This window comes from Azohydromonas lata, assembly GCF_034427735.1.
Classification (GTDB): Bacteria; Pseudomonadota; Gammaproteobacteria; order Burkholderiales; family Burkholderiaceae_C; genus Azohydromonas; species Azohydromonas lata.
In genome coordinates this window covers 14,163-34,022 of the sequence record NZ_JAXOJX010000055.1, presented here as the reverse complement: position 1 = coordinate 34,022, position 19,860 = coordinate 14,163, and the positions used below count along the sequence as shown (strand labels likewise).

General features: G+C 71.4%; 13 protein-coding genes and 2 tRNA genes. 10 read left to right on the top strand and 5 right to left on the bottom strand.

Annotated elements, in window-relative coordinates:
• The first annotated feature begins 628 nt into the window (after nt 1–628).
• The 3 genes from SM757_RS25765 to tssA all read left to right on the top strand — a co-directional run bounded on the left by SM757_RS25765 (nt 629) and on the right by tssA (nt 4,313).
• Complete coding sequence (locus SM757_RS25765; protein WP_322467589.1) at nt 629–2,101, top strand: replication initiation protein; 1,473 nt, start codon at nt 629–631, stop codon at nt 2,099–2,101.
• A gap of 70 nt (nt 2,102–2,171) precedes the next feature.
• Nucleotides 2,172–3,086, top strand: coding sequence for a dienelactone hydrolase family protein (locus tag SM757_RS25760; protein WP_322467588.1), 915 nt, complete (start codon nt 2,172–2,174; stop codon nt 3,084–3,086).
• A 147-nt stretch (nt 3,087–3,233) separates the two neighbouring features.
• Nucleotides 3,234–4,313: a type VI secretion system protein TssA gene (gene tssA, locus SM757_RS25755; protein WP_322467587.1), complete on the top strand. Its 1,080-nt coding sequence runs from the start codon at nt 3,234–3,236 to the stop codon at nt 4,311–4,313.
• A gap of 54 nt (nt 4,314–4,367) precedes the next feature.
• On the opposite strand, the gene SM757_RS25750 is transcribed toward tssA, so the two are convergent.
• From SM757_RS25750 to SM757_RS25735, 4 genes are read right to left on the bottom strand one after another with little or no spacing between them, the layout of a single operon-like run.
• Nucleotides 4,368–5,240, bottom strand: a complete 873-nt coding sequence (locus SM757_RS25750; RefSeq protein WP_322467586.1) for an OmpA family protein — start codon at nt 5,238–5,240, stop codon at nt 4,368–4,370.
• A 4-nt stretch (nt 5,241–5,244) separates the two neighbouring features.
• On the bottom strand, nt 5,245–6,228 hold the full coding sequence (gene tagF, locus SM757_RS25745; protein ID WP_322467585.1) for a type VI secretion system-associated protein TagF: 984 nt from the start codon (nt 6,226–6,228) through the stop codon (nt 5,245–5,247).
• On the bottom strand, nt 6,225–10,016 hold the full coding sequence (gene tssM, locus SM757_RS25740) for a type VI secretion system membrane subunit TssM (RefSeq protein WP_322467584.1): 3,792 nt from the start codon (nt 10,014–10,016) through the stop codon (nt 6,225–6,227). The genes tagF and tssM overlap by 4 nt, the downstream gene beginning before the upstream one ends.
• A 47-nt stretch (nt 10,017–10,063) precedes the next feature.
• Entirely contained in the window at nt 10,064–10,894 is an 831-nt protein-coding gene (locus tag SM757_RS25735) for a M15 family metallopeptidase (protein ID WP_322467583.1), read from the bottom strand.
• Nucleotides 10,895–11,111: 217 nt separating this feature from the next.
• Between SM757_RS25735 and SM757_RS25730 the strand changes: the two genes are divergently transcribed.
• The 3 genes from SM757_RS25730 (at nt 11,112) to SM757_RS25720 (ending at nt 12,175) form a co-directional block, all read left to right on the top strand.
• Complete coding sequence (locus tag SM757_RS25730) at nt 11,112–11,846, top strand: hypothetical protein (RefSeq protein ID WP_322467582.1); 735 nt, start codon at nt 11,112–11,114, stop codon at nt 11,844–11,846.
• A gap of 128 nt (nt 11,847–11,974) precedes the next feature.
• Nucleotides 11,975–12,059: transfer RNA gene (locus SM757_RS25725), tRNA-Leu, on the top strand.
• Nucleotides 12,060–12,100: 41 nt separating this feature from the next.
• A tRNA-Val gene (locus SM757_RS25720) sits at nt 12,101–12,175 on the top strand.
• A 167-nt stretch (nt 12,176–12,342) separates the two neighbouring features.
• Here the strand turns inward: SM757_RS25720 and SM757_RS25715 are convergent.
• On the bottom strand, nt 12,343–12,966 hold the full coding sequence (locus SM757_RS25715; protein ID WP_066342567.1) for a TetR/AcrR family transcriptional regulator: 624 nt from the start codon (nt 12,964–12,966) through the stop codon (nt 12,343–12,345).
• Between the two features lie 287 nt (nt 12,967–13,253).
• Here SM757_RS25715 and SM757_RS25710 point away from each other — a divergent pair, with 287 nt between their 5' ends.
• From SM757_RS25710 to SM757_RS25695, 4 genes are all read left to right on the top strand, one after another.
• Nucleotides 13,254–14,681: an efflux transporter outer membrane subunit gene (locus SM757_RS25710; RefSeq protein ID WP_322467581.1), complete on the top strand. Its 1,428-nt coding sequence runs from the start codon at nt 13,254–13,256 to the stop codon at nt 14,679–14,681.
• Nucleotides 14,682–14,686: 5 nt separating this feature from the next.
• The gene (locus SM757_RS25705; protein WP_322467580.1) at nt 14,687–15,865 is read left to right on the top strand and encodes an efflux RND transporter periplasmic adaptor subunit; all 1,179 of its coding nucleotides are present in this window, start codon (nt 14,687–14,689) and stop codon (nt 15,863–15,865) included.
• The gene (locus SM757_RS25700) at nt 15,862–18,963 is read left to right on the top strand and encodes an efflux RND transporter permease subunit (RefSeq protein ID WP_322467579.1); all 3,102 of its coding nucleotides are present in this window, start codon (nt 15,862–15,864) and stop codon (nt 18,961–18,963) included. The genes SM757_RS25705 and SM757_RS25700 overlap by 4 nt, the downstream gene beginning before the upstream one ends.
• Nucleotides 18,964–19,122: 159 nt before the next feature.
• A complete protein-coding gene (locus SM757_RS25695) occupies nt 19,123–19,791 on the top strand; it encodes an arsenate-mycothiol transferase ArsC (RefSeq protein WP_084268033.1) in 669 nt (222 codons plus the stop codon).
• Nucleotides 19,792–19,860: the final 69 nt, after the last annotated feature.

Below are 19,860 nucleotides of genomic sequence, written 5' to 3'. Positions count from 1 at the left end.
TCAACCGGCGCTCGCTGCCATGCGCTTGCCCAAAACGGCTCACCTCAACCGAACCTTGTAGTGACCCCTTGACACTGCGGCGTGGTCAACAAACCGATCAGGACGACGTGCCCTGTTCGAAGCAAGCGGGCTGGCACATCGACTCCGGCGAACATATCCACTCACCCCACGGCCCAAGACAGCTCACCTCAAACGTGAGCGGCCCCCATATCCACTCACCCCAAGCCCCAAAGCAGCTCACCCCAAGTCCCATAAACGCTCACCTGGCACAGGAAATAGTCAAATAAAAACAAGCACTTGGCGAGTCAGCAAATATCAAAACCTCAATTCCGATATTTCAATGTCTTCAAGCGCGCGCTCCGAGCTCATAAAATTTTCCTGATGCCATCGGACTCTGTGGCCTCTTCGCTGCGCTCAGGTGAGCGCTGTTGACCACAGCGCACTTCTCGCGCACAGTCCGGCTCCCGTTCGTGGAGCCCTCTTGAAAAAGCCCGTCCTTTCCCAATCCGAATTGCCTCTCAAGCGCTCGGGGCAGGGACGCCAGGCTGCGGTCAAGGAACCAGTGGCTACCGGTCCCGCCCCCGTCATGCCGTCGGCATCGGTGCCAGTGCCGGTGAACCGCGGCGCCATGGTGGTCAAGCCTGTTGAATCCATCGCGCTGCGGGTAACTAAGGGCAAGGCCACGCTGTTGGGCCGGCGCTTCTGGAACTGCCTGGTCAAGCATGCGCAGTCGCAAAGCCCAAACGCCGACAACATGTACGAGATGCCGGTGGCCCTGCTGAAAAAGCTCAGCGGCTTCGACAGCAAGAACATGGAAGTGCTGGCCACCACGCTTACCGAGCTGCAGACCATCGCCGTGAACTGGGGCGACAGCCCGCGCAATTTCAACCGCGAGTCCTACCGCTGGGAAAGCGCCACGCTGCTGAGCTACGCCTCCATACGCAAGAAGCCCGGCGAGGGACCCACGCTGGTGTTCGACTTCCATCCGGCGGTGCGGCCCTACATCTTGAAGCCCGAGGTCTATTCGCTGATCTCACTGGAAATCCAGCGGCGCTTTCGCACGGTGGGTGGGCTGGTGCTGTACGAGATCGGCGAGCGCTACCTCTCCAGCCCAAACGGCCTGTCGGCGCGGCTGCACTGGACGGAGTGGCACCACATCCTCACCAGCCGCGGCCGCGACGCTGGGGGCAAGGGCAAGGCGCCGGAGTGGAAATACTTCAAGCGCGACGTGCTCGACCCGGCCGTGCGCGAGGTCAACAAGGAACAGGACAAGTTCAGCATCGACTACCACGTCGCCAAGGCGGGGCGCTTCACCACGGACTTGCAGTTCGTCGTCAAGGCCAAGCGCAAGGCGCTGGGCGAGGCCGAGGGCGTCGAGCCGTCGGCCCTGGAGCGGCTGGCGCAATGGGGCGTGCCGGACGCCGAAGCCACGCGGCTGCTGCAGCGCCTGGAGCCACAGGACCGCGCCAAGGCCGTGGAGACCGTGGAGCGCCGCCTGCAAAAGAGCGCCCAGCTCGGCGAGGTCAAGAGCATCGCGGCCTACTTGCAGACGGTGGTGACGCAGGGGCTGGAGAGCGGCGCCTTCAGCGGGGCCTTTCCCGACGTGCCCGATGCCGAGTCCAAGCCTGTCGCAGCCCCGGCGGAGCAGGGCGGCAAGGCGAGCGCGCGCAAGGCACCGACAGCGGCTGCAGCGCCCGCCACACCTGCCGCTCCCGAAGCGCTTGGGGGTTTTCCAGCGCCAGCCGTGCAAGAGCCTCCCCCCGCCGTGGCCGAACCCCCCGCGCCGCCTGCATACAGCGCCGTCCCGCGCGCAGCTGTGGTGCCGCAGGTGGCCGAGCTGTGGATGGCGGCACGGGATCTTTTCCTGGTTTTGCCGGAGCCCGACAAGCAGCACTGGTATGCCCGCTACGAGGCCGAGCGGGTCGGCCCGCAAGCGGCGCTGGCCGTCAGCCCCGACTACGGCCGGCTGCCGGAGGTGCGCATCTGGCGCGATTTCCAGAAGGCGCGCCAGCTCAACCCGGCGGCACGGTTGGGCACTTCGGCCCTGGTCTATTTCTCCAAGTGGTTGGCGCCGGTGTGGACGCAGGAGGGGCGTTTGTAGCCGCCGCCTGCCGACGTGGTCCTGGCGCGGGTACAACGCGGCCTCCTTGTCGTTTTACGGGAAGCCATCCATGTCCGATGACCAGAACGGGCGCCGCCGGCCGACGGCAGCCGACTTCCACCCCGAGGTGCTGCGCCTTTTCGACCAGTACGTGCATGGCGGCATGGACCGCCGCATGTTCCTGGACCGCGCTGCGCGCCATGCCCTGGCTGCCGGCACCACCGCGGCGGGCCTGCTGGCCGCGCTGAGCCCGGATTTCGCCGGGGCGCAAAAGGTCGCGCCAGCTGACGCGCGGCTGCGCACCGAGTGGGCCGAATTCGCCTCGCCCGCCGGCTACGGCAAGGCAAAAGCCTATGTGGCACGCCCGGCGCAGGCCGCTGCGGCGCTGCCGGTGGTGCTGGTGGTGCACGAGAACCGCGGCTTGAATCCGCACATCGAGGACGTCGCGCGGCGCCTTGCGCTGGAAAACTTCATCGCCGTGGCGCCGGACGCGCTCTTTCCCTTGGGCGGCTACCCCGGCGACGAGGACAAGGCGCGCGAGCGCTTTGCCCAACTCGACGCGGCCAAGACGCGCGAGGACTTCGTTGCCGCGGCGCAATGGGCACGCGGACTTGCCGGCGGCAACGGCCGGCTGGGCGCGGTGGGTTTTTGCTGGGGCGGCGGCACGGTGAACATGCTGGCCACGCGCATGCCGGAGCTGGCCGCGGGTGCGCCCTTCTACGGGCCGGCGCCGGCGCTGGACCAGGTGAAGAACGTCAAGGCGCAACTGCTGCTGGTCTTTGCCGACCAGGACGAGCGCATCAATGCCACCTGGCCGCCCTACGAGTCCGCGCTGCAGGCCGCGGGCGTGCGCTTCGAGGCTTTCAAATTCGCCGGCACGCAACACGGCTTTCACAACAACACCACGCCGCGCTTCGACGAGGCCGCGGTACGCCAAGCCTGGAGCCGCACGTTGGCGCTGTTCAACCGCATGCTGCGCGCCTGAGCCGCGGGCGGCAGGGCTTTCACGGAGGGACGAAGCGCCCTGTGCGCTGCCCGCGGATGCGGCTACGGTGAAGCCTGCAGTTCCAGGCCACGGGGGCGGGCTTTGCAACAGCTCCCGTGAACTCAGCGTCCACCCCCGTCAGCCGCCATGGACCTTGAACTTTTCCTGCAGCCCCTATCCGCCGAGCAGCCCTGCGGCGACGATCTTTCGTTTTCGCCGGAAGTGGACGCCCTGCGCGAGATGCGCCGCGAGGACGACCCGTCCCTGGCGCAGGGCGAGTGGGTCGCGCCGCTGAAATCCGCCGATTGGGCCGGCGTTGCGCGCGGCTGCGAGACGCTGCTGCGCACCCGCTCCAAGGATTTGACGTTTGCCGGCTGGCTCACCGACGCCTGGGCACGCCTGCGCGGCTTCGAGGGCCTGGCCGAAGGCTTACGGCTGACCGCCGCGCTGGTGGAGCGGCACTGGCGCACGCTGCACCCATTGGCCGAGGACGGCGACCAGGAACAGCGCGCCGGTTGCTTGGCCTGGCTGACCGTGCGCGTGGTGGAGCTCAGCCGCAGCCTGCCGCTGGTGGCCGTGGACGCGCAGCCCATGGGCCTGGTCGACGTGCAGGCCGCGCGCCGGCGCAAGGCGGCCGCGGACGACGCGTCCTGCCCCGACGGCGAGGCAAGGGCCGTGGACGCGCAGGAGCCGCCCCCTACGCTGGACGCCACGCTGCGCGCCGTGGCCGCCGGGGGCCACACCGCTTTCGGCGCCCAACAACAAGCCATCGCGTCCGCCCAAGCCGCCTTGCTGCAATTGCAGGCCGCGGTGGATGTGCAGTTGCCGCAGGACGGGCCGTCCTTCGCCGCGGCACGCAACGCGCTGGAGCAGGTGGCCGAGGGCTGGACGCGCATTGGGCGCGAGGCCGGCGTGGCCGAGGCGCGGCCGGACGGGGCGGCCGTCATGGCGCCGGCCGCCGTGGCCGAGGCATCGGCGCCGCCGGCGCCGCGCCTGGCCGGCGGGCCTATCCAGTCGCGGGCGCAGGCGCTGCAGCAGTTGCGGCTGGTGGCCGACTACTTCCGCCACGCCGAGCCGCACAGCCCCGTGGCTTACCTGGCCGACAAGGCGGCGCGCTGGGGCGAGATGCCGCTGCACGAATGGCTGCGCGCCGTGGTGAAGGACGGCATGGCACTGGCGTCCTTCGAAGAGTTGCTGGGCGTCGGGCCGCGTGAGCTGCGCGGCTGAGGCGCGGCGCGGGCCGCCGCATCCGGCCCGCTTCAAGCCTTCTTCAGAGCGGCTTCAGGCCAATACCCGGAATTCGATGCGCCGGTTGCGGGCCCGCCCTTCGGGGCTGAGGTTGTCGGCCACCGGCTGGTCCGGCCCGGCGCCGGCGGTCTGGATGTCCGCGGGCGCGATGCCCTTGTTCACCAGGTAGGCCTTGACGGCCTCGGCGCGCGCGGCCGAGAGCTGCAGGTTGGCCATGCGGGGGCCGCGGTCGTCGGTATGGCCCACCACCTCGAAGCGCCGGCCGGCGAGCTGGCGCAGCAGCGGCAGCAACTCGTCGAGCACCTGCGTGCCCGCGGGCGTGAGCGTGGCGTTGCCGGGTTCGAAGGCGATGGTACGCCGCGCCACCGCCGCATCCAGCATCTGCTGCGTGGGCGCGGCCACGTTCAGGCCGTCGCGCACGGTGTAGGTGGGGTTGTTCAGGCGTGCGGCGAGCTGCTCCAGCACTTGCTGGCGCACCGTTTCGCCGGGGACGCGGCCGCTGATTTCGACCACGTTGCCGCTGATGCGCAACTGCCCCTGCGTAACTTGCCGCAGGTCCGACGCCAGCGCGCGCTGCACCTGCGCGGCCCAATTGGGTGGAGCCGTCAGCTGGTCTATGCCGAGCTGGTCCACGACGCGGGCGGCGCCGTAGATCTCCCGTACCCGCGTGAGGATGGCCGCGCGCGTGGCCTCGTCCGGCACCGCGCCGGACACCACCACCGGCCCCTGCGCGCCGGCTGCCGCCTGGACCTGCGTCTGGGTCTGGGTCTGGGTCTGAACTTGCGGCTGCGGCGGGTTCTGCGCCCGCGCCTGCGGCAGCGGCTGGGCCGCCAGGACGAGCAGCAGCGCGGCCCGGGCCCCCGCGGGCAGGGCAGGGCAGTGCAACCGAGCAGTCAACGAGCGCATGGCGTCACTCCTTCAGAAAGGCGGTGCTGAAAAGGTCCGCCGCCTCGCGCAGCGGCAGCGTGGGCTGGCGCAGATGGGCGTCGAGCCGGCGCAGCGCGGCGTCCTGCACCACGTGGCCGTCCACCCAGCACGGTGCGTGCAGCGTGATGAAGGCGTCCTTTGCGGACGCGGGCGTGAACAGGGCCTGCAGCATGGCCGGCGACGCGCCGGCGAAGCCCACCAGCAGCGTGGGTTCAGCCGGTGCCCCCGCACAGGGCAGCAGCAGCATCAGCTCGAAGTCGCCGCGCGCCAGGAAGCGGGCGATCAGCCGCAGCCACAGCGCGGCCATGGCCGCGGCCTGGTGCGGCCGGCCCGGCAGCGGCAGCCGCAGCCCCGTGTCCAGCCGCGACAGCCCGCTGTCCGGCACGGGCTGCAGCAGCAGCCCAAGGGCCAGCAGCACGCGGCGCAGGTCCACGCCGGGGTGGCTGTGCTCCAGCAGCGCCTGCAGCTCACCCAAGGTCTGCCGCGACACGAAGTCGCCGTCCTCGCGAGCCCAGGCGTCGGCTTGCGGGGCGATGTCCAGGCGCACTTGGCGGGCGCCGGCCAGCACGCTGGCCGCGTCGTCGTCGGCGCAGGCGCGCGCGGCGAGGTCCTGCAATTGCAGCCAGGCCGGTCCAAGCACCAGCGGCGCTTGGGCGATGAAGGCCATGGGCGCTCCGATTTCGAACGACGCCGTGGCCACGAAGGGAAAGCGCCGGCCTGCCGCATCGGCACTTGGGCGCAGGTGGCCGGCCAGCGCAACGCGGCTGCGCACGCCCAGCACGGCGAAATGGGCACAAAGCGCGTTGTCGTAGAGCTGCTTCCAGCGCGGGTCCTGCGCCAGATCGGCCAGGGCGCGGCTGAGCCACTGGTCCAGCAGCCGGGTGAGCGCTCCTTGCCGCGTGCTGCACACGAAATCGCCTCTGGAGCGCAGCTTGCCGAACCAGGACAGGGCCGCCGTGCCGCTCACCGCGCCGCTCCCGTGGCGGTGGCAGTGGTGGCGGGTGCAGTGGTGGCCAGCGCCACTTGGGCCGCGTCCTCGCCGGCTACCAGCCCGGGCAGCGACAGTCCGCGCAAGCCAGCACCGCCTGCCGGCGCCGCGCCGCCGGCCATCGGGCCGGGGGTGGAGATGGCCCGATAGTGGAGCGTGACGGCGAGAGGGCCCTGGCCGAGCGTGAGCTCGCGCAGGCCGTCGGCCAGCTTGGTGACTTGCGCGGCGTCTATCAGGCGCTCGAAACCGTAGGCTCCGGGTGCGTTGAACACCTCCACGGCCTGCCCGTCCAGCGCAATGCCGCTGATGCGCACGCCCGGCGTGGCGCCGGGCCGGGGCCAGACGAAGCTGCTCCAGCTCGCTTCGCCATTGCGGTAGTGCAGCACCTGGCCGTCAATGTCCACCGTGTACTCCACGAAGCCCGGTGCGCCCGTGGGCCGCAGTTGAAAGCTCACCTGCGCCGTGCCGGCTGAAGGCGATGCCGCGCCGTCCAGCGGCGCCACCCAGCCGGGCAGGCCCTGGGCGAAGGCCGGCCGCAGCCGCAGGCCCAGTTGCGCCCACTGGCGCGCGGCCACCTCGTCGCCGCGGCGCGTCACCAGCGGGCCCAGCGCCTCGGTGGCAAAGCGCGCCACCGCGCCGCTTGGACCGAACACGCGCGCGATCTCCACGGGCGCGGCCTCCACGCGCGAGGCCGGATCGAACGGGTACTTGCCCGCCAGCGTGAGCTGGAAGGGCTGCAGCACCTGCGCCGTCCATTGCCGGTTGAGCTCGGCCTCGGCTGCCGGCACCAGCGCGGCAAAGGAGCTCATGAGCGGACGCACCAGCAGCGGCCGCAGCGCGGCCTTGACGCCGTCGCTGGCGCCGGCGAGCAACTGTTCGTCCACGATGCGCAGTGCCTCGGCCAGCTCGGAGGCGCCGCCCTCGAAGGTCGCGGCCATGAGCTGCCGCGCGGCCGGGCCGGCGTCGCCCTGGTTCTTCATCGTGTTCAGCCGCGAGCGCACGCGGCCCAGGCTTTGCAGGTAGCCCTCCAGCAGCGGCGCGGCGCCCTCGCGCGCGGCCAGCAGCCGCTCCAGCGCGGCGAACTCGCGGCCCACGGCACCCATGGGCAGCGGCTCGGACGGCGCGGTGTCCGCCTTGACCTCCACTTGGGCCGGCGAGAGCTGTTGCAGCGACTGCCGCAGCCATTGCGCCATACCCTCGCGCGCACGCGCCGCATGAGCGTCCGCCAGCGACGGGTTGTCCCATGCCGTCTGCTCGTGCAGCGTGAGCAGCAGCTTGCGCAGCGGCGAGTCGGTGGGGTCGCCCAAGCGGTTCATGTACGCCACGGCGGCCTCGAAGCCGGCGAAGTCCGCCACCGCCACACCCTGCATGAAGCGCTGCCACTCGCGCACGTACTCGGCCTTGTAGAGATCCACCAGCGTCTTGCGGATGTGCTGCGGGCTGCCTTGCAGCGAGAGGTCGTCGTGCGTGCTGGTCTTGAGCACCCAGTCGCTGCTTTGCAGCTCGTTGTGGGCCGCGTCGCGTATGGCGGCCTCGACGTGGCCCTGCCAGGCCTCGCGGGTGAAGGCGCCACCCACCACGTGGCTGCCGGCGATCAGGGCCTTGTCCTGCTCGCCCACGATGCGCGCCACCGTGATGGGCGCGTAGCGCGTGGCGGCGCGGGCCTTCATGTCGGCATAGACGCGCTCGATGGCGGGCATGCCGCGCACCACGCGGCGCAGATTCTCGCGCGTGCGGTCCACCAGGCCGAAGTTGTTGGCGATGACGGGAAACAGCGGGTCCTGCAGGTGCGCCATGGCAAACGAGATCAGGCTCTCGGCGCTGCGCATGAGCTGCTCGCGCGGCAGCGTGCCGCGGTTGTCCTCCAGCCAGCTGCGCCAGAAGCGGGTGACCTGGTCGGCCAGGTGGCCGGACTCCATGCGCTGCCGCTCGGCCAGCATGAGGTAGGTCTTGAGCGCGTTGTAGGCCTCCTCCACGTCGGTGGGCGAGGCCTGGGCGTAGCGCGAAGCGGCTGCGGCCGGCACCGGCGTGGCGGCCGCAGCCGTTGCCTGCGCATCGGTGCCGCGGGCGCTTGGACGTAGCTCGGCGGCGTGCAGGTTGACCTCGCCCAAGTAGCCCTCCAGCGCTTGCGCCACCGGCTCCAGCATCACGCGGCGCAGGCCCTGGAACACCTCGCGGCGCAGCCGCCGCTCCAGCGCCTCGCCCTGGTACAGGCCCAGGCCGACGGTCCAGGGCCGCTGCGCGCGCCAGGCCGCCAGCTCGTCGACGCGGGCTTGCAGCAGCTCCAGCGCCTGCAGCCGCGAGGCCAGGTCGGCACGGCCCTCCTGCAGCCGCTGCGCCTTCTCCAGGTCGGCCTGCACGCCGGCCACGAGCTGCCGGTTGCCCAGGTAAGACCAGGTCCAGCCTCCGAGCGCCACGGACAGCGTGAGCACCCCCAGCGCATAGCCCACCGCGCGCAGCCGCCGCTGCGTGGGGTGGGCGCGCTGGCGCACCAGGTCGCGGTCGGCAAAGATCACATCAGAGAACAGCCGCTTGAGGAAGTAACCCTGCTGCATGGCCTGCGCGGGCGTGGCCTCGCCCGCGGCCGGCGACAGGCCGAACTGCTGCGCCACCCCGTCGGCGGGCGCCGCGGCCGCGTCGCCAGGCTGCACTGCGCTGCAGAAGTAAAAGCCGCGGAACACCGGGCGCACCTGATAGACGTTCTCGTCGAACAGCGTGGCGACGAAGCTGCGCAGCGCCGGCTGCAGCGCGGCAAACTCCAGCGGGAAGGCCAGCACCGAGGGCGGCAGCGGCTGGCCACGGTGCAGCGTCATGTGCGCCAGCGCGGTTTCCTTGAGCCCTTCGCGCAACTCGGCAAAGTGCTGGTCGAACAGCGTCACGGCGTCGGCGGCGGGCTTGCGCTCGTAGGGCAGCGTGGCGCCCCACACCTGTTCGCGATCCTGCGCGTCGTGGCCGGCGAAGAAGCCGGTGAAGCCGCTGATGAGGTCGGCCTTGGTGAAGAGCACGTACACCGGCGCGCTGACCTCCAGCGCATCGGTGAGCTCCTGCACGCGGGCGCGCAGGTCGCGGGCGAGGGTGATGACGTCCTGTGCCGGCGCGTCGCGCAACTGCGCCACGCTGGCCGTCACGAGGATGCCGTTGATGGGCGCCTTGGGCCTGTGCCGCTTGAGCAGGCGCAGAAAGCTCATCCAGGCCTCGCGGTGCTCGGCCTCGACCGCGTAGCGGCCGGCCGTGTCGAGCAGGATGCCTTCGCTGGTGAAGAACCAGTCGCAGTGGCGCGTGCCGCCTATGCCATGGAGGACGTTGTCCTTGCCGTGCGGGAAGGGGAAGGTCAGGCCGGACTGGACGACGGCGGTGCTCTTGCCCGTGGAGGAGGCGCCTATGAGCATGAGCCAGGGCAGCTCGTACAGCGCGGCCTGGCCGCTGCGGCGGCCCAGGCGGGAGCTTTTCAGGGTGCGAATGGCTTCTCGGAGTTGCGATCGCAACTCGCCTTCCTCCACCTCGCGCTGATCGGCGCCGGTGCCCGCGGCGCTGGCCATGCTGCCTTCCAGGGCCTGCTCCAGGCCGGCGGCCGCCCGCCGGCCATGCCAGCGCCGCCAGGTGTGCCGCACCAGCCAGTAAAGCAGGGCCAGGGACAGCAGGCCCGCGGCCACGGCCAGCCGCAGCAGCATGGGCCAGGCGCTGAACCATACGAACGCGCCCAACAGCAGCAGGCCCAGCAGGGCCAGGGTGCGGGCGCTCAGGAGCAACTGCAGGAGGCGCTTCATGGCTAGAGCTCCGAAGTGGGTGAAAGGATGGAGTCCATGGCTGGCAGTCAGCGCGTGGCGTCGCGCCGCCACTCGACGTGGCCGTAGTCCCGGAGCGAGCGCCAGTCGCCGCCCCAGGTCAGGCCCAGCGAGCGCGCGACCTCGCCATAGGCCCGGTAGCCCTGCATGGCCCAAGGGTCGCGCTCGGAGATGACGACCTTGCCGTCGCGCAGGAAGGCGCAGTCGGCGGCCAGGCCGAACTGGTGCAGGCTCTGGTTTGGGCCGGCGCGCGTCACCGAGGGGCCCAGCGCCGCCAGCGCGGCCTGACGCTGCGGGCTGCGCCAGCCCTCCAGCAGCACCATGTCGTAGCCGTGGCGCTCGCGAACGAGCCGGAAGGCCAGCAGCAGCCGTTGTCTGAAGGCGGCGTCCAGCAGCTCCCATTGGCGGCTGGCCAGTTGCGCCATGGGCAGCCATTGCTGCACTTCCGCAGTCATGAACAGCGCAGGCGGCAGCGGCGGTGGAGCCACCAGTTCCTCGCCTTGCAGCAGCGCGGCCACGCGCTGGTCCACAGCGCGCTCGGCGCCGTCCAGGCCGTCCAGGCGCTGCAGCCCGCGCAGGCTCCATGCGAGCAGGGGCAGGAGCATCAGCAGGGCCAAGGCTGCGGCCAGCGGCAGCGCCCGGCGGCGCAGCATGCCGGTTGAGCCGGCAACCAGATGCCGCGCCCCGCGGCAGGTGTGGCGGGCCAGGGCCTGGGTGCTCAGCGTCCAGGCCGCCGCGGCGCGGCGGCCGCTTTGCCACCAGCGCCGCGTGCTGGCCTGAGCCCAATCGCGCACGGGTGCGAGCAGCAGTGCCGTCAGCGAGGCAGCCAGCAGCAGGTAGAACAAGACTCCCAGCAGCATGAGCGCGTCCAAGGTTGTTGGCCCGCTTAAGCTGCTATCGGGCCATCTGTAAAGTAAATTTGTGTAAATAGTTCATAAATGGGCTGTCAAACGCCAGAGGAGTGCCCCGCGGTTCCCGCGAATGAGGGGGTATTGGGAGAAGCGCGAAGCGGCGCTGCGGAGTCCCTGACCAGACTGGGTCCCATCAACCAGGACCGCCAGGGGAGGGCATGGGCACATGGACTCACGACACACCAGCGCAGCGCCGCAGGCCGCGTGGCGGCCCAGCCTGATGCCGCAAGCCGGCGCCGCGCCGCGGCCCGGCCTGTGGGAGCCCGTGCCGCTGCTGGCCGCGCTGCACCAGGATCTGCCCATGCATGCGGACGCAACCGCCGTGGGCAGCCTGCAATCCTGCCTGGCCAGCCTTGCGGCACTGGCCTTCGCAGGCCTGGGCGTGGCGCTGATGCTGCACTGGTCGTCCTCCGAAGTCGCACGGGCCGCCCATGCCGCAGCGCCCGTGTCCGTCTCCCCGGCCGTGCAGGCAAGGGCGTTGGACACGCCAGCCACGGCGGCACCCGCGGCCTTCATGCCGGCACCGGCGGCCGCACGCATCGAGCGCATGGTTCCGGCGCCGGCTGGGCCCGTCTCCTCGCCGGCCTCACCACAGGCCGCGCCGCCAGTGTCCGTGCCCCTTGCACTTGCGCCGCCTTCACGCATGGCCCGCACCAAAATGGCGGCTGCCCCACATGCGGCTCCGCACGCGGCGCCCGCTTCAAAGCGCGACCCCCAGACCGCCACCGCCGCGGCGCGCGCCATGCCAGCCACCGCATCCACGCCCATGCCGCACAACCGGGCCGTGCAGGCCGAAGCCGAGTCCGCCACCGCTGCGCAGGCCGAGGCCGACGCGGACCTGCTCCAGGCCGTGATGGACTGGCACGAGCAGCATGCGCCGCAGGCCGCATCCCGGCGCTGAGCCAAGCTCATGACCTGAGCCAGGCGAGGTTGCGTTGGAAACGAAAGCGGCGCGGCAGCAGAAAAATTTTTGCCAGCCTCTTGCGGCCACCAAAAAACCCCTGCTACAATCTCGCTTCTTCGACACCTGCCCAGGTGGCGGAATTGGTAGACGCACTAGTTTCAGGTACTAGCGGGTAACTCCGTGGAGGTTCGAGTCCTCTCCTGGGCACCAAGGTGGACGCAGCTTTCCGGATTTGGAACACTCCAGATTCCGGGCAGTTAGCTCAGCGGTAGAGCACTGCCTTCACACGGCAGGGGTCGCAGGTTCGAACCCTGCACTGCCCACCAAAAAGAAAGCCCCGCAGACTTCGGTCTGCGGGGCTTTTCTCATTGGCCGGCCCAGATCATCTGTCCTTGAAGCCCCGGCATATGGTCGCGGGCGCGACAAATTCACGCTTTGGGCCTGTGCGGGGCTGCCGGTTGTGCTGGCAACCGGGCACAGGGTGCCGGCTTGATCAGCTGCCGCTGCCGCGCAGCGCGCGTTCGATCATCTGCAGCGCGTGCCCGGCCACCTGCGGGCAGTCCACGCCCGGGGCCAGTTGCAGGTGCTCCATGGCGCAGGCCTCGCGTATGGACGCCAGGCCGTGCACCGTGGCCCAAATGAACATGGCATGCCTATCCACCTCGGCGCGCTGTGCTTCGCCCGCGCCGTAGATGCGGCGCAGCACGTCGCGCAGCACGTCGAAGGCATGCAGCGCGTCGCGCGCCAGCTCGGTGTGATCCACGCCCTCCGGCCAGGGGCCGCCGAACATCAGCCGGTACTCCAGCGGATGCGCTGCGGCGTAGGTCAGGTACTGGTAACCCAGCGACTGCAGGTCCGCTGCCGGGTCCGCATGGCGCTCGCGTGCGTCCAGCGCTTGCGTGAAATCCTGAAAGCAGCGGCGCATCACCTCCGCCAGCAAGTGGTCGCGGCTGGGGTAGTGCTTGTACGGCGCCTGGTGCGACACGCCCAACTTGCGCGAGACCTCGCGCAGGCTCAGCTGCTCGATGCCGTGCTCGGCAATCACCTCGCGCGCAGCGCGCACACAGGCCTCCTTCAGGTCGACGGATTCCTCAACTTCAGAGCGGGTGCTGGGCATGTGCGGATTCTCGCAGCGTGGGTCCGCCCGTCGGCCGCGCCAGGTCACGGCTGCCGATACGCGGGCAGAAACACCATTGTCCCTTCCAGGTTGACAGTGTCAACGCGTTTCAAGCATCATGGTTGACACCGTCAACCCGCTTTGGGGCCGCCATGGATTTCCGACCCTCGTCTGCCGCCGCGCCGCCTGGTGCTTCCGGTCCAAGCCCGTCGCGCTCCTGTTTGCATGCGTGGCCGCCGGCAGCGCTGCGCGCTGGCCGTGCGGCACTGCATTGGCGCCGTGCCGCCGTGGGCTTGGGCGCTGCGCTGCTGCTGTCCGCCTGCGCGGGCGGGCCGCCAGGGCCGGTGAAATCCGGGCCGGCCGCGCTGCTGACGCCCGCCTTTGGCCAGGCCGGCGAGATCTCCGGCGCTTTCGAGGCGCACTGGTGGCAGCGCTTCAACGACGCGACGCTCGCCGCGCTGGTGGCCGAGGCGCAGCGCGCCAACCTGGATCTGCGCATCGCCGCCGAGCGCGTACAGCAGGCGCGCGCAGGCAGCACGGCGGCGGCGTCGCGCCTGGCGCCCACCGTGGGCCTGACCGCCAGCGCGTCCGACCAGCGCAGCGGGTTGCCGGACGAGGTGAAGCGCGGCCAGCCCGACGTGCGCGCGTTGAGGGCTGGGCTGGACCTGGGTTGGGAAGTGGATCTTTTCGGCGCCGCCCGCGCCGCGGCGGACGCCGCCGAGCTCGACGCCCAAGCCGCCGCCGAAGGCGCCGAAGGCGCGCGGCTGCTGGCCGCGGGCGAGGCGGCGCGGCTGTACCTCGTCTGGCAGGGTGCCCGCGCGCGGCTGCAGCGGCTGCAGTCGCTGCTGCAGGCCCAGGCCGAGACCGAGCGCCTCACCCGCAGCCGCGCCGCCGAGGGTTTATCCAGCCGTTTTGACGTGGCCCGTGCCGCTGCCGAAACGCAGTCCCTGGCCGCGCAGCTGCCGCCGCTGCGCACGCTGGTGGCCGTGACCGAGCAGCAGATCGCCGTGCTGTTGGGCCGCAACCCGGGCGAGCCGCTGCCGCTGCTGCAGGCCGCCGCTTCCGCCACGCTGCCGGACGCGCCGGCCCTGGCGCCGGGCCAGCCCGTGGAGCTGCTGGCGCGCCGCCCGGATTTGCGCGCGGCCGAGCGGCAGCTCGCCGCCGAAGGCGCCCGGCTGCGCGAGGCGCGCGCCGACCTGCTGCCCAAGTTCTTCTTCAGCGCCTTGTTGGGCCGGCAGGACTTGCGCATCAACGGCCTGGACCTCGCGCCCGTGCGCCTGAGCAGCGTGGCGCTGGCCTTTACAACCCCGATCTTCAACGCCGGGCGGCTGCGCGCGGCGCAGGAGCGTGCCTCCTCGCGCGAGCGCGCGGCCGAGCTGTCCTACGAGCGCGCCACGCTGGCGGCGCTGCAGGAAGTCGAAAGCTCGCTGGTGGCGCTGGCCCAGGAGCGTGAACGCGGCACCGCGCTGGACGCGCTGCTGGCCGAGCGCCGCGCCGCGCTCGCACATGCCCAGTCGCTGCGCCGCGAAGGCCAGATCGACCTGCTGCAACTGCTGGACGTGCAGCGCGGCCTCATCGCCGCGGAGTTGTCGCACGTCGAGCACCGCACCCAGCTCGCGCTGGACGCGGTGCAGCTCTACCGCGCGTTGGGCGGCGGCTGGCGCACGGGTGAACCTGCCGCGGCCGCGCCGTCCTCCAACCCCTCCAGCCTGTGACCACCATGACCTCCACACCCCTTCCTCGCCGGCTGGCGGCCGCCCTGGCGCTGCCCCTGCTGCTGGCCGCCTGCTCCAAGCCGACCGAGCCTGCGCCTGTGGTGCCGGCCGTCTACGTCACGCCCGTGCAATACACGGCCGCGGGCGCTGAGCGCCGTTTCAGCGCCACGCTGGCCGCGCGCACCGAGAGCGACCTGGCTTTCCGCACCGGCGGCAAGCTCGTCGCGCGGCTGGTGGACGTGGGCCAGGCCGTTCGCGCGGGCCAGCCCTTGGCGCGGCTGGATGCGGCCGACTACCAGCTTGGCGCCGAAGCCGCCGCCGAGCAGTTGCGCGCCGCCGAGGTGGACGCCGCGCAATCCGCCAGCGACGCCGCGCGCTTTGCCCGGCTGCTGGCCGACGGCAGCGTGGGCGCCGCCGACCAGGAGCGGCTGCAGGCCAAGGCCGACGCCGCCGCCGCGCGCGTGCAGCAGGCCCACCGCCAACTGGAGCTGGCGCGCAACCGCAACGCCTATACCGTGCTCACGGCGCCCTTCGACGGCGTGGTCAGCGCCGCGCGCGCCGAGGTCGGCCAGGTGGTGGCCGAAGGCCAGCCCGTGTTCCAACTGGCCCGCGACCGCGAGCTGGAAGTGGTGGTGGACGTGCCCGAAGCCCTGGCCGCCGACCTGCGCGAACGCCGCGCCACCGTGCGCGTGGCCGGCGGCGCGGCGCAGGCGCTGCGCTTGCGCGAGCTCTCGCCCACCGCCGCCGCCGGCACGCGCAGCTTCCGCGCCCGCTACGCCCTGGTCTCGGCCGCGCCCGCGCTCTGGCGCATGGGCATGACGGCCGAGGTTGCGCTGGCCGCGCCGCGCGCGGGCAGCGAGCCCGTGGCCGAGCTGCCCGTGGGCGCGCTGCTGAGCACGCAGGGGCAGGCCACGGTGTGGGTGGTGGACGACCCGGCCGCCACGCCGGCCAAGCTCACGCGCCGCAGCGTCACGGTGGTTGCGCAGGGCAACGACAGCGTCACGCTGCGCGGCCTGGAAGAGGGCGCCTGGGTGGTCAGTGCCGGCGCGCACCGGCTGGACGCCGGCATGGCCGTGCGCCCCGTCAAGCGCCCGCTGGACGGGCCGCTGCCCAGGCCGCAGGCCCAGGCCGAACCCCAGCCGCAAGCCGCGGCTTCAGCCGCTGCCCTGCAGGTGGCGCGATGAAAGACTTCAACCTCTCCGCTTGGGCCGTGCAACACCGGCCGCTGGTGCTGTTCCTGCTGCTGGCCACGCTGGTCGCAGGCGTGTTTTCCTTCACGCGGTTGGGCCGGCTGGAAGACCCGGTGTTCGAGGTGCCCAGCATGACCGTCACCGTCGCCTGGCCCGGCGCCAGCGCGCAGCAGGTGCAGGACCAGGTGCTCAACCGCCTGGAGCGCGCGCTGCAGGAGCTCGACGGGCTGGACAACGTGCGCAGCTTCGCCCGCCAGGGCTTTGGCGGCATCACGTTGTGGATGCGGGGCGGCACCGACAAGGCCGGCCTGGAGGCCGCCTGGTACCAGGCGCGCAAGAAGGTGGGCGACATACGCCACGAGCTGCCCGAGGGCGTGCGCGGCCCCTTCTTCAACGACGAGTTCACCGACGTGTACGGGGTGCTCTACGCCCTGGCCGCGCCGGACCTGGGCTTTCCCGAGATGCACGCCCTGGCCGAGGACGTCAAGCGCGCGCTGCAGGCCGCGCCCGGCGTGGTCAAGGTGGACGTGATGGGCCGCCAGGCCGAGCAGGTGCACGTGGAGTTTTCCAGCCAGCGCCTGGCCGCCATGGGGTTGACGCCGCAACTGCTGATTGAAACCCTCTCGCGCCAGAGCGCATTGCTGCCCGCCGGCGCGGTGGACGGCCGCGTGGACCGCGGCGTGGTGCGCGTGGCCGGCGTGCCCGGCGGCGCGGCGCAGGTGGCAGCGCTGCCCATTGCGGTGGGCGATCGGCTGCTCAAGCTCAGCGACGTGGCCGACGTGCGCGCCGCGCTGGAAGACCCGCCTTCCTTCACCGTGCGCCGCAACGGCGAGCCCGTGCTGGCGCTGGGCGTGGTGCTCTCGCGCCAGGCCAACGTGCTGCACGTGGGCCAGGCGCTGGACGCCGCCACCGCCGCGCTGGCGCCGCGCCTGCCCCTGGGCGTGTCGCTGGAGAAGTACGCCGACCAGCCGCAGGTGGTGGAGGACGCGGTGTGGGAGTTCGAGCGTGCGTTCCTGGAGGCGCTGGCCATCGTCCTGGCCGTGTGCTTCGTGGCCCTGGGCTGGCGCAGCGGCGTGGTGGTGGCCGCCTCGGTGCCGCTGGTGCTTGGGCTGGTGGCCATCGTCATGGTCTGGCGCGGCTGGGCGCTGGACCGCATCTCGCTGGGTGCCCTCATCATCGCCCTGGGCCTGCTGGTGGACGACGCCATCATCGCCGTGGAGATGATGGTGGTGAAGATCGAGGAGGGCTACGACCGCGTCAAGGCCGCCGGCTTCGCCTGGACCTCCACCGCCTTCCCCATGCTCACCGGCACGCTGGTGACGGTGGCGGGCTTCATGCCCGTGGGCTTCGCGCACTCCATCTCCGGCCAGTACGCGGGCGGGATCTTCTGGGTGGTGGGCGTGGCGCTGCTGGCCTCGTGGGTGGTGGCGGTGGTGTTCACGCCCTACCTGGGCGTCAAGCTGCTGCCCAAGGTGATGAAGCCCAGGCACCACGGCGTGCACGAGGGGCCGCTGTACGCGCGCATGCGCCGCGTCGTGGGTTGGGCCGTGGCGCGCCGCGGCTGGGTGCTCGCCGGCACGCTGGCGCTGTTCGTGGTGGCCGGCGCGGGCATGGGCCTGGTGCAGCAGCAGTTCTTTCCCACGGCCTCGCGCACCGAGCTGCTGGTGGACCTGCAGTTGCGCGAAGGCGCCTCCTTCGCCGCGACGCAGGCGCAAGTCAAGCGCGTGGAAGACATCCTCAAGGCCGACGCCGGGGTGCAGGGCTTCACGGCCTATACCGGCGCGGGCACGCCGCGCTTTTTCCTGAGCCTGTCGCCGGAGCTGCCCAACCCGGGCTACGCGCAGTTCGTGGTGCAGACGCCCAACATGGCCGCGCGCGAAGCGGTACGCACGCGGCTGCGCGCCGTGTTCGATGCGGGCGAAACATTCCCCGACCTGCGCGGGCGCGTGCAGCGCCTGGAATTCGGCCCGCCGGTGGGTTACCCGGTGCAGTTCCGCGTCATCGGCCCCGAGGTGGACGAGGTGCGCCGCATCGCCGCGCGCGTGCGCGACCTGGTGCGCCAAAGCCCGCTGGTGCGCGACACGCACCTGGAGTGGAACGAGCAGGTGCGCACCGTGCGCGTGGTGGTGGACCAGGACCGCGCCCAACAACTGGGCCTGGCCACGCAGGACATTGCCGCCACCGTGCAGACGGCCCTCTCCGGCGCCCCCGTGGCGCAACTGCGCCGCGGCGAGGAGCTCATCGACGTGGTGCTGCGCGCCCAGCCCGGCGAGCGCCGCTCGCTGCAGCAGTTGGAGGACTTGCCGCTCTTCACCCGCGCGGGTGTGAGCGTGCCGCTGTCGCAGGTGGCGCAGTTGATGCCGGACTGGGAGGAGCCCGTGCTGTGGCGCCGCAACCGCGACATGACGCTCAACGTGCGCAGCGACCTGGCCGAAGGCGTGCAGGGGCCGTATGCCACGCAGCAGATCTGGCCCTCGCTGCAGCCCGTGCTGCAGAGCCTGCCGCCGGGCTACCGCATCGAGTTGGGCGGCGCCATCGAGGAGAGCGACAAGAGCAACGTGGCGCTGGCGGCGGTGTTTCCGGCCATGTTCGCGGTGACGCTGCTCATCCTCATGCTGCAGTTGCAGAGTTTCAGCCGCATGGCGCTGGTGTTCCTGACGGCCCCGCTGGGCTTGATCGGCGTGGTGCCGGCGCTGCTGCTGTTCAACGCGCCGTTTGGCTTCGTGGCGCTGCTGGGGGTGATCGCGCTGGGCGGGATGATCATGCGCAACGCCGTGATCCTGGTGGACCAGATAGACCGTGACATCGCTGCCGGCAGCACGCCGTGGACGGCCATCGTCGAGGCCACCGTGCGCCGCGCGCGCCCGGTGGTGCTCACGGCCGCGGCGGCCATCCTGGCCATGATTCCGCTGACGCGCAGCATCTTCTGGGGGCCCATGGCCATGTCCATCATGGGCGGGCTGGTGGTGGCCACGGCGCTGACGCTGGTGGTCGTCCCGGCGCTGTACGCGGCCTGGTTCCGCGTGCGGCGCGAGGCGGCCGGGGCGGTGCCCACGCTGCCACCCACGATGCCCGCGGCGGCGGGTGGATAGCCTGGGCGCCGCGCACGTCACGCGCGCAGCGCCGGCCTGTCCGGGGGCGTGCGTGGTGTGCCAGCCGCCAAAACCACGCGGTTTCCAAGGGAAAACGCGGGGACAGGTGTTTGACAGGGCGACTGTGGATCATCGCCACAGCAGTAACCGCCCTGTCCCATGCCGCCCCGTTTCACGCCACCCATCAATGCCTTTGCTGCCGCTGCCTCCGGCGGCACGCTCAGGCGTTTCTGGGGGCGGCTTGGGCTGCGCATGGGCTTTTATGCCGGCATGGCCACGCCGTTCACACGGCCGGATTGGTCCACGGCGCAGCGGCTGGTTTTCGTGTGCCTGGCCAACCTGAACCGCAGTGCGCTGGCACAGGCGCTGTGCGAGCAGTCCGGCATTCCCACGGCTTCCTGCGGGCTGTACACGGTGACGGGCCGCCGTTGCTTTTCCTCCACCGTGCGCGTTGCCGCGGACATGGGCGTGGCGCTGCAGCGGCACCATGCCTCGCACTGGCTGGATTTCGCCCATCGCGATGGCGACCTCTACCTGGTCATGGAGCCGCGCCACGCCGAGCATCTGCTGCGCCGCGGTGTGCCGGCGCAGCGCATTGCGCTGCTGGGCCATTGGGCGCGGCCGCGCCGGCTGCGCATACGCGACCCCTATGGGCGCAGCGAGCTTGAGCTGCGCCGCTGTTTCGAGCTGATTCGCAGCGCGGTCTCGCAGCTCGCGGCCGAGTTGCAGGCCCAAGGCGCCGTGCTGTGCCGACCGGGGCAGGCCGGCATGCGCAAGCCTGTGGCCGGCGGCGTGCAAGGCGCCGAGCCCGGCCCCGCCGTCGCCTGAGCGTGAACACGGCTTGAGGCCGTGCGCACAAGAGGCCGCAATTCACGCGCGCCGCGCCGGTGCTTTTGC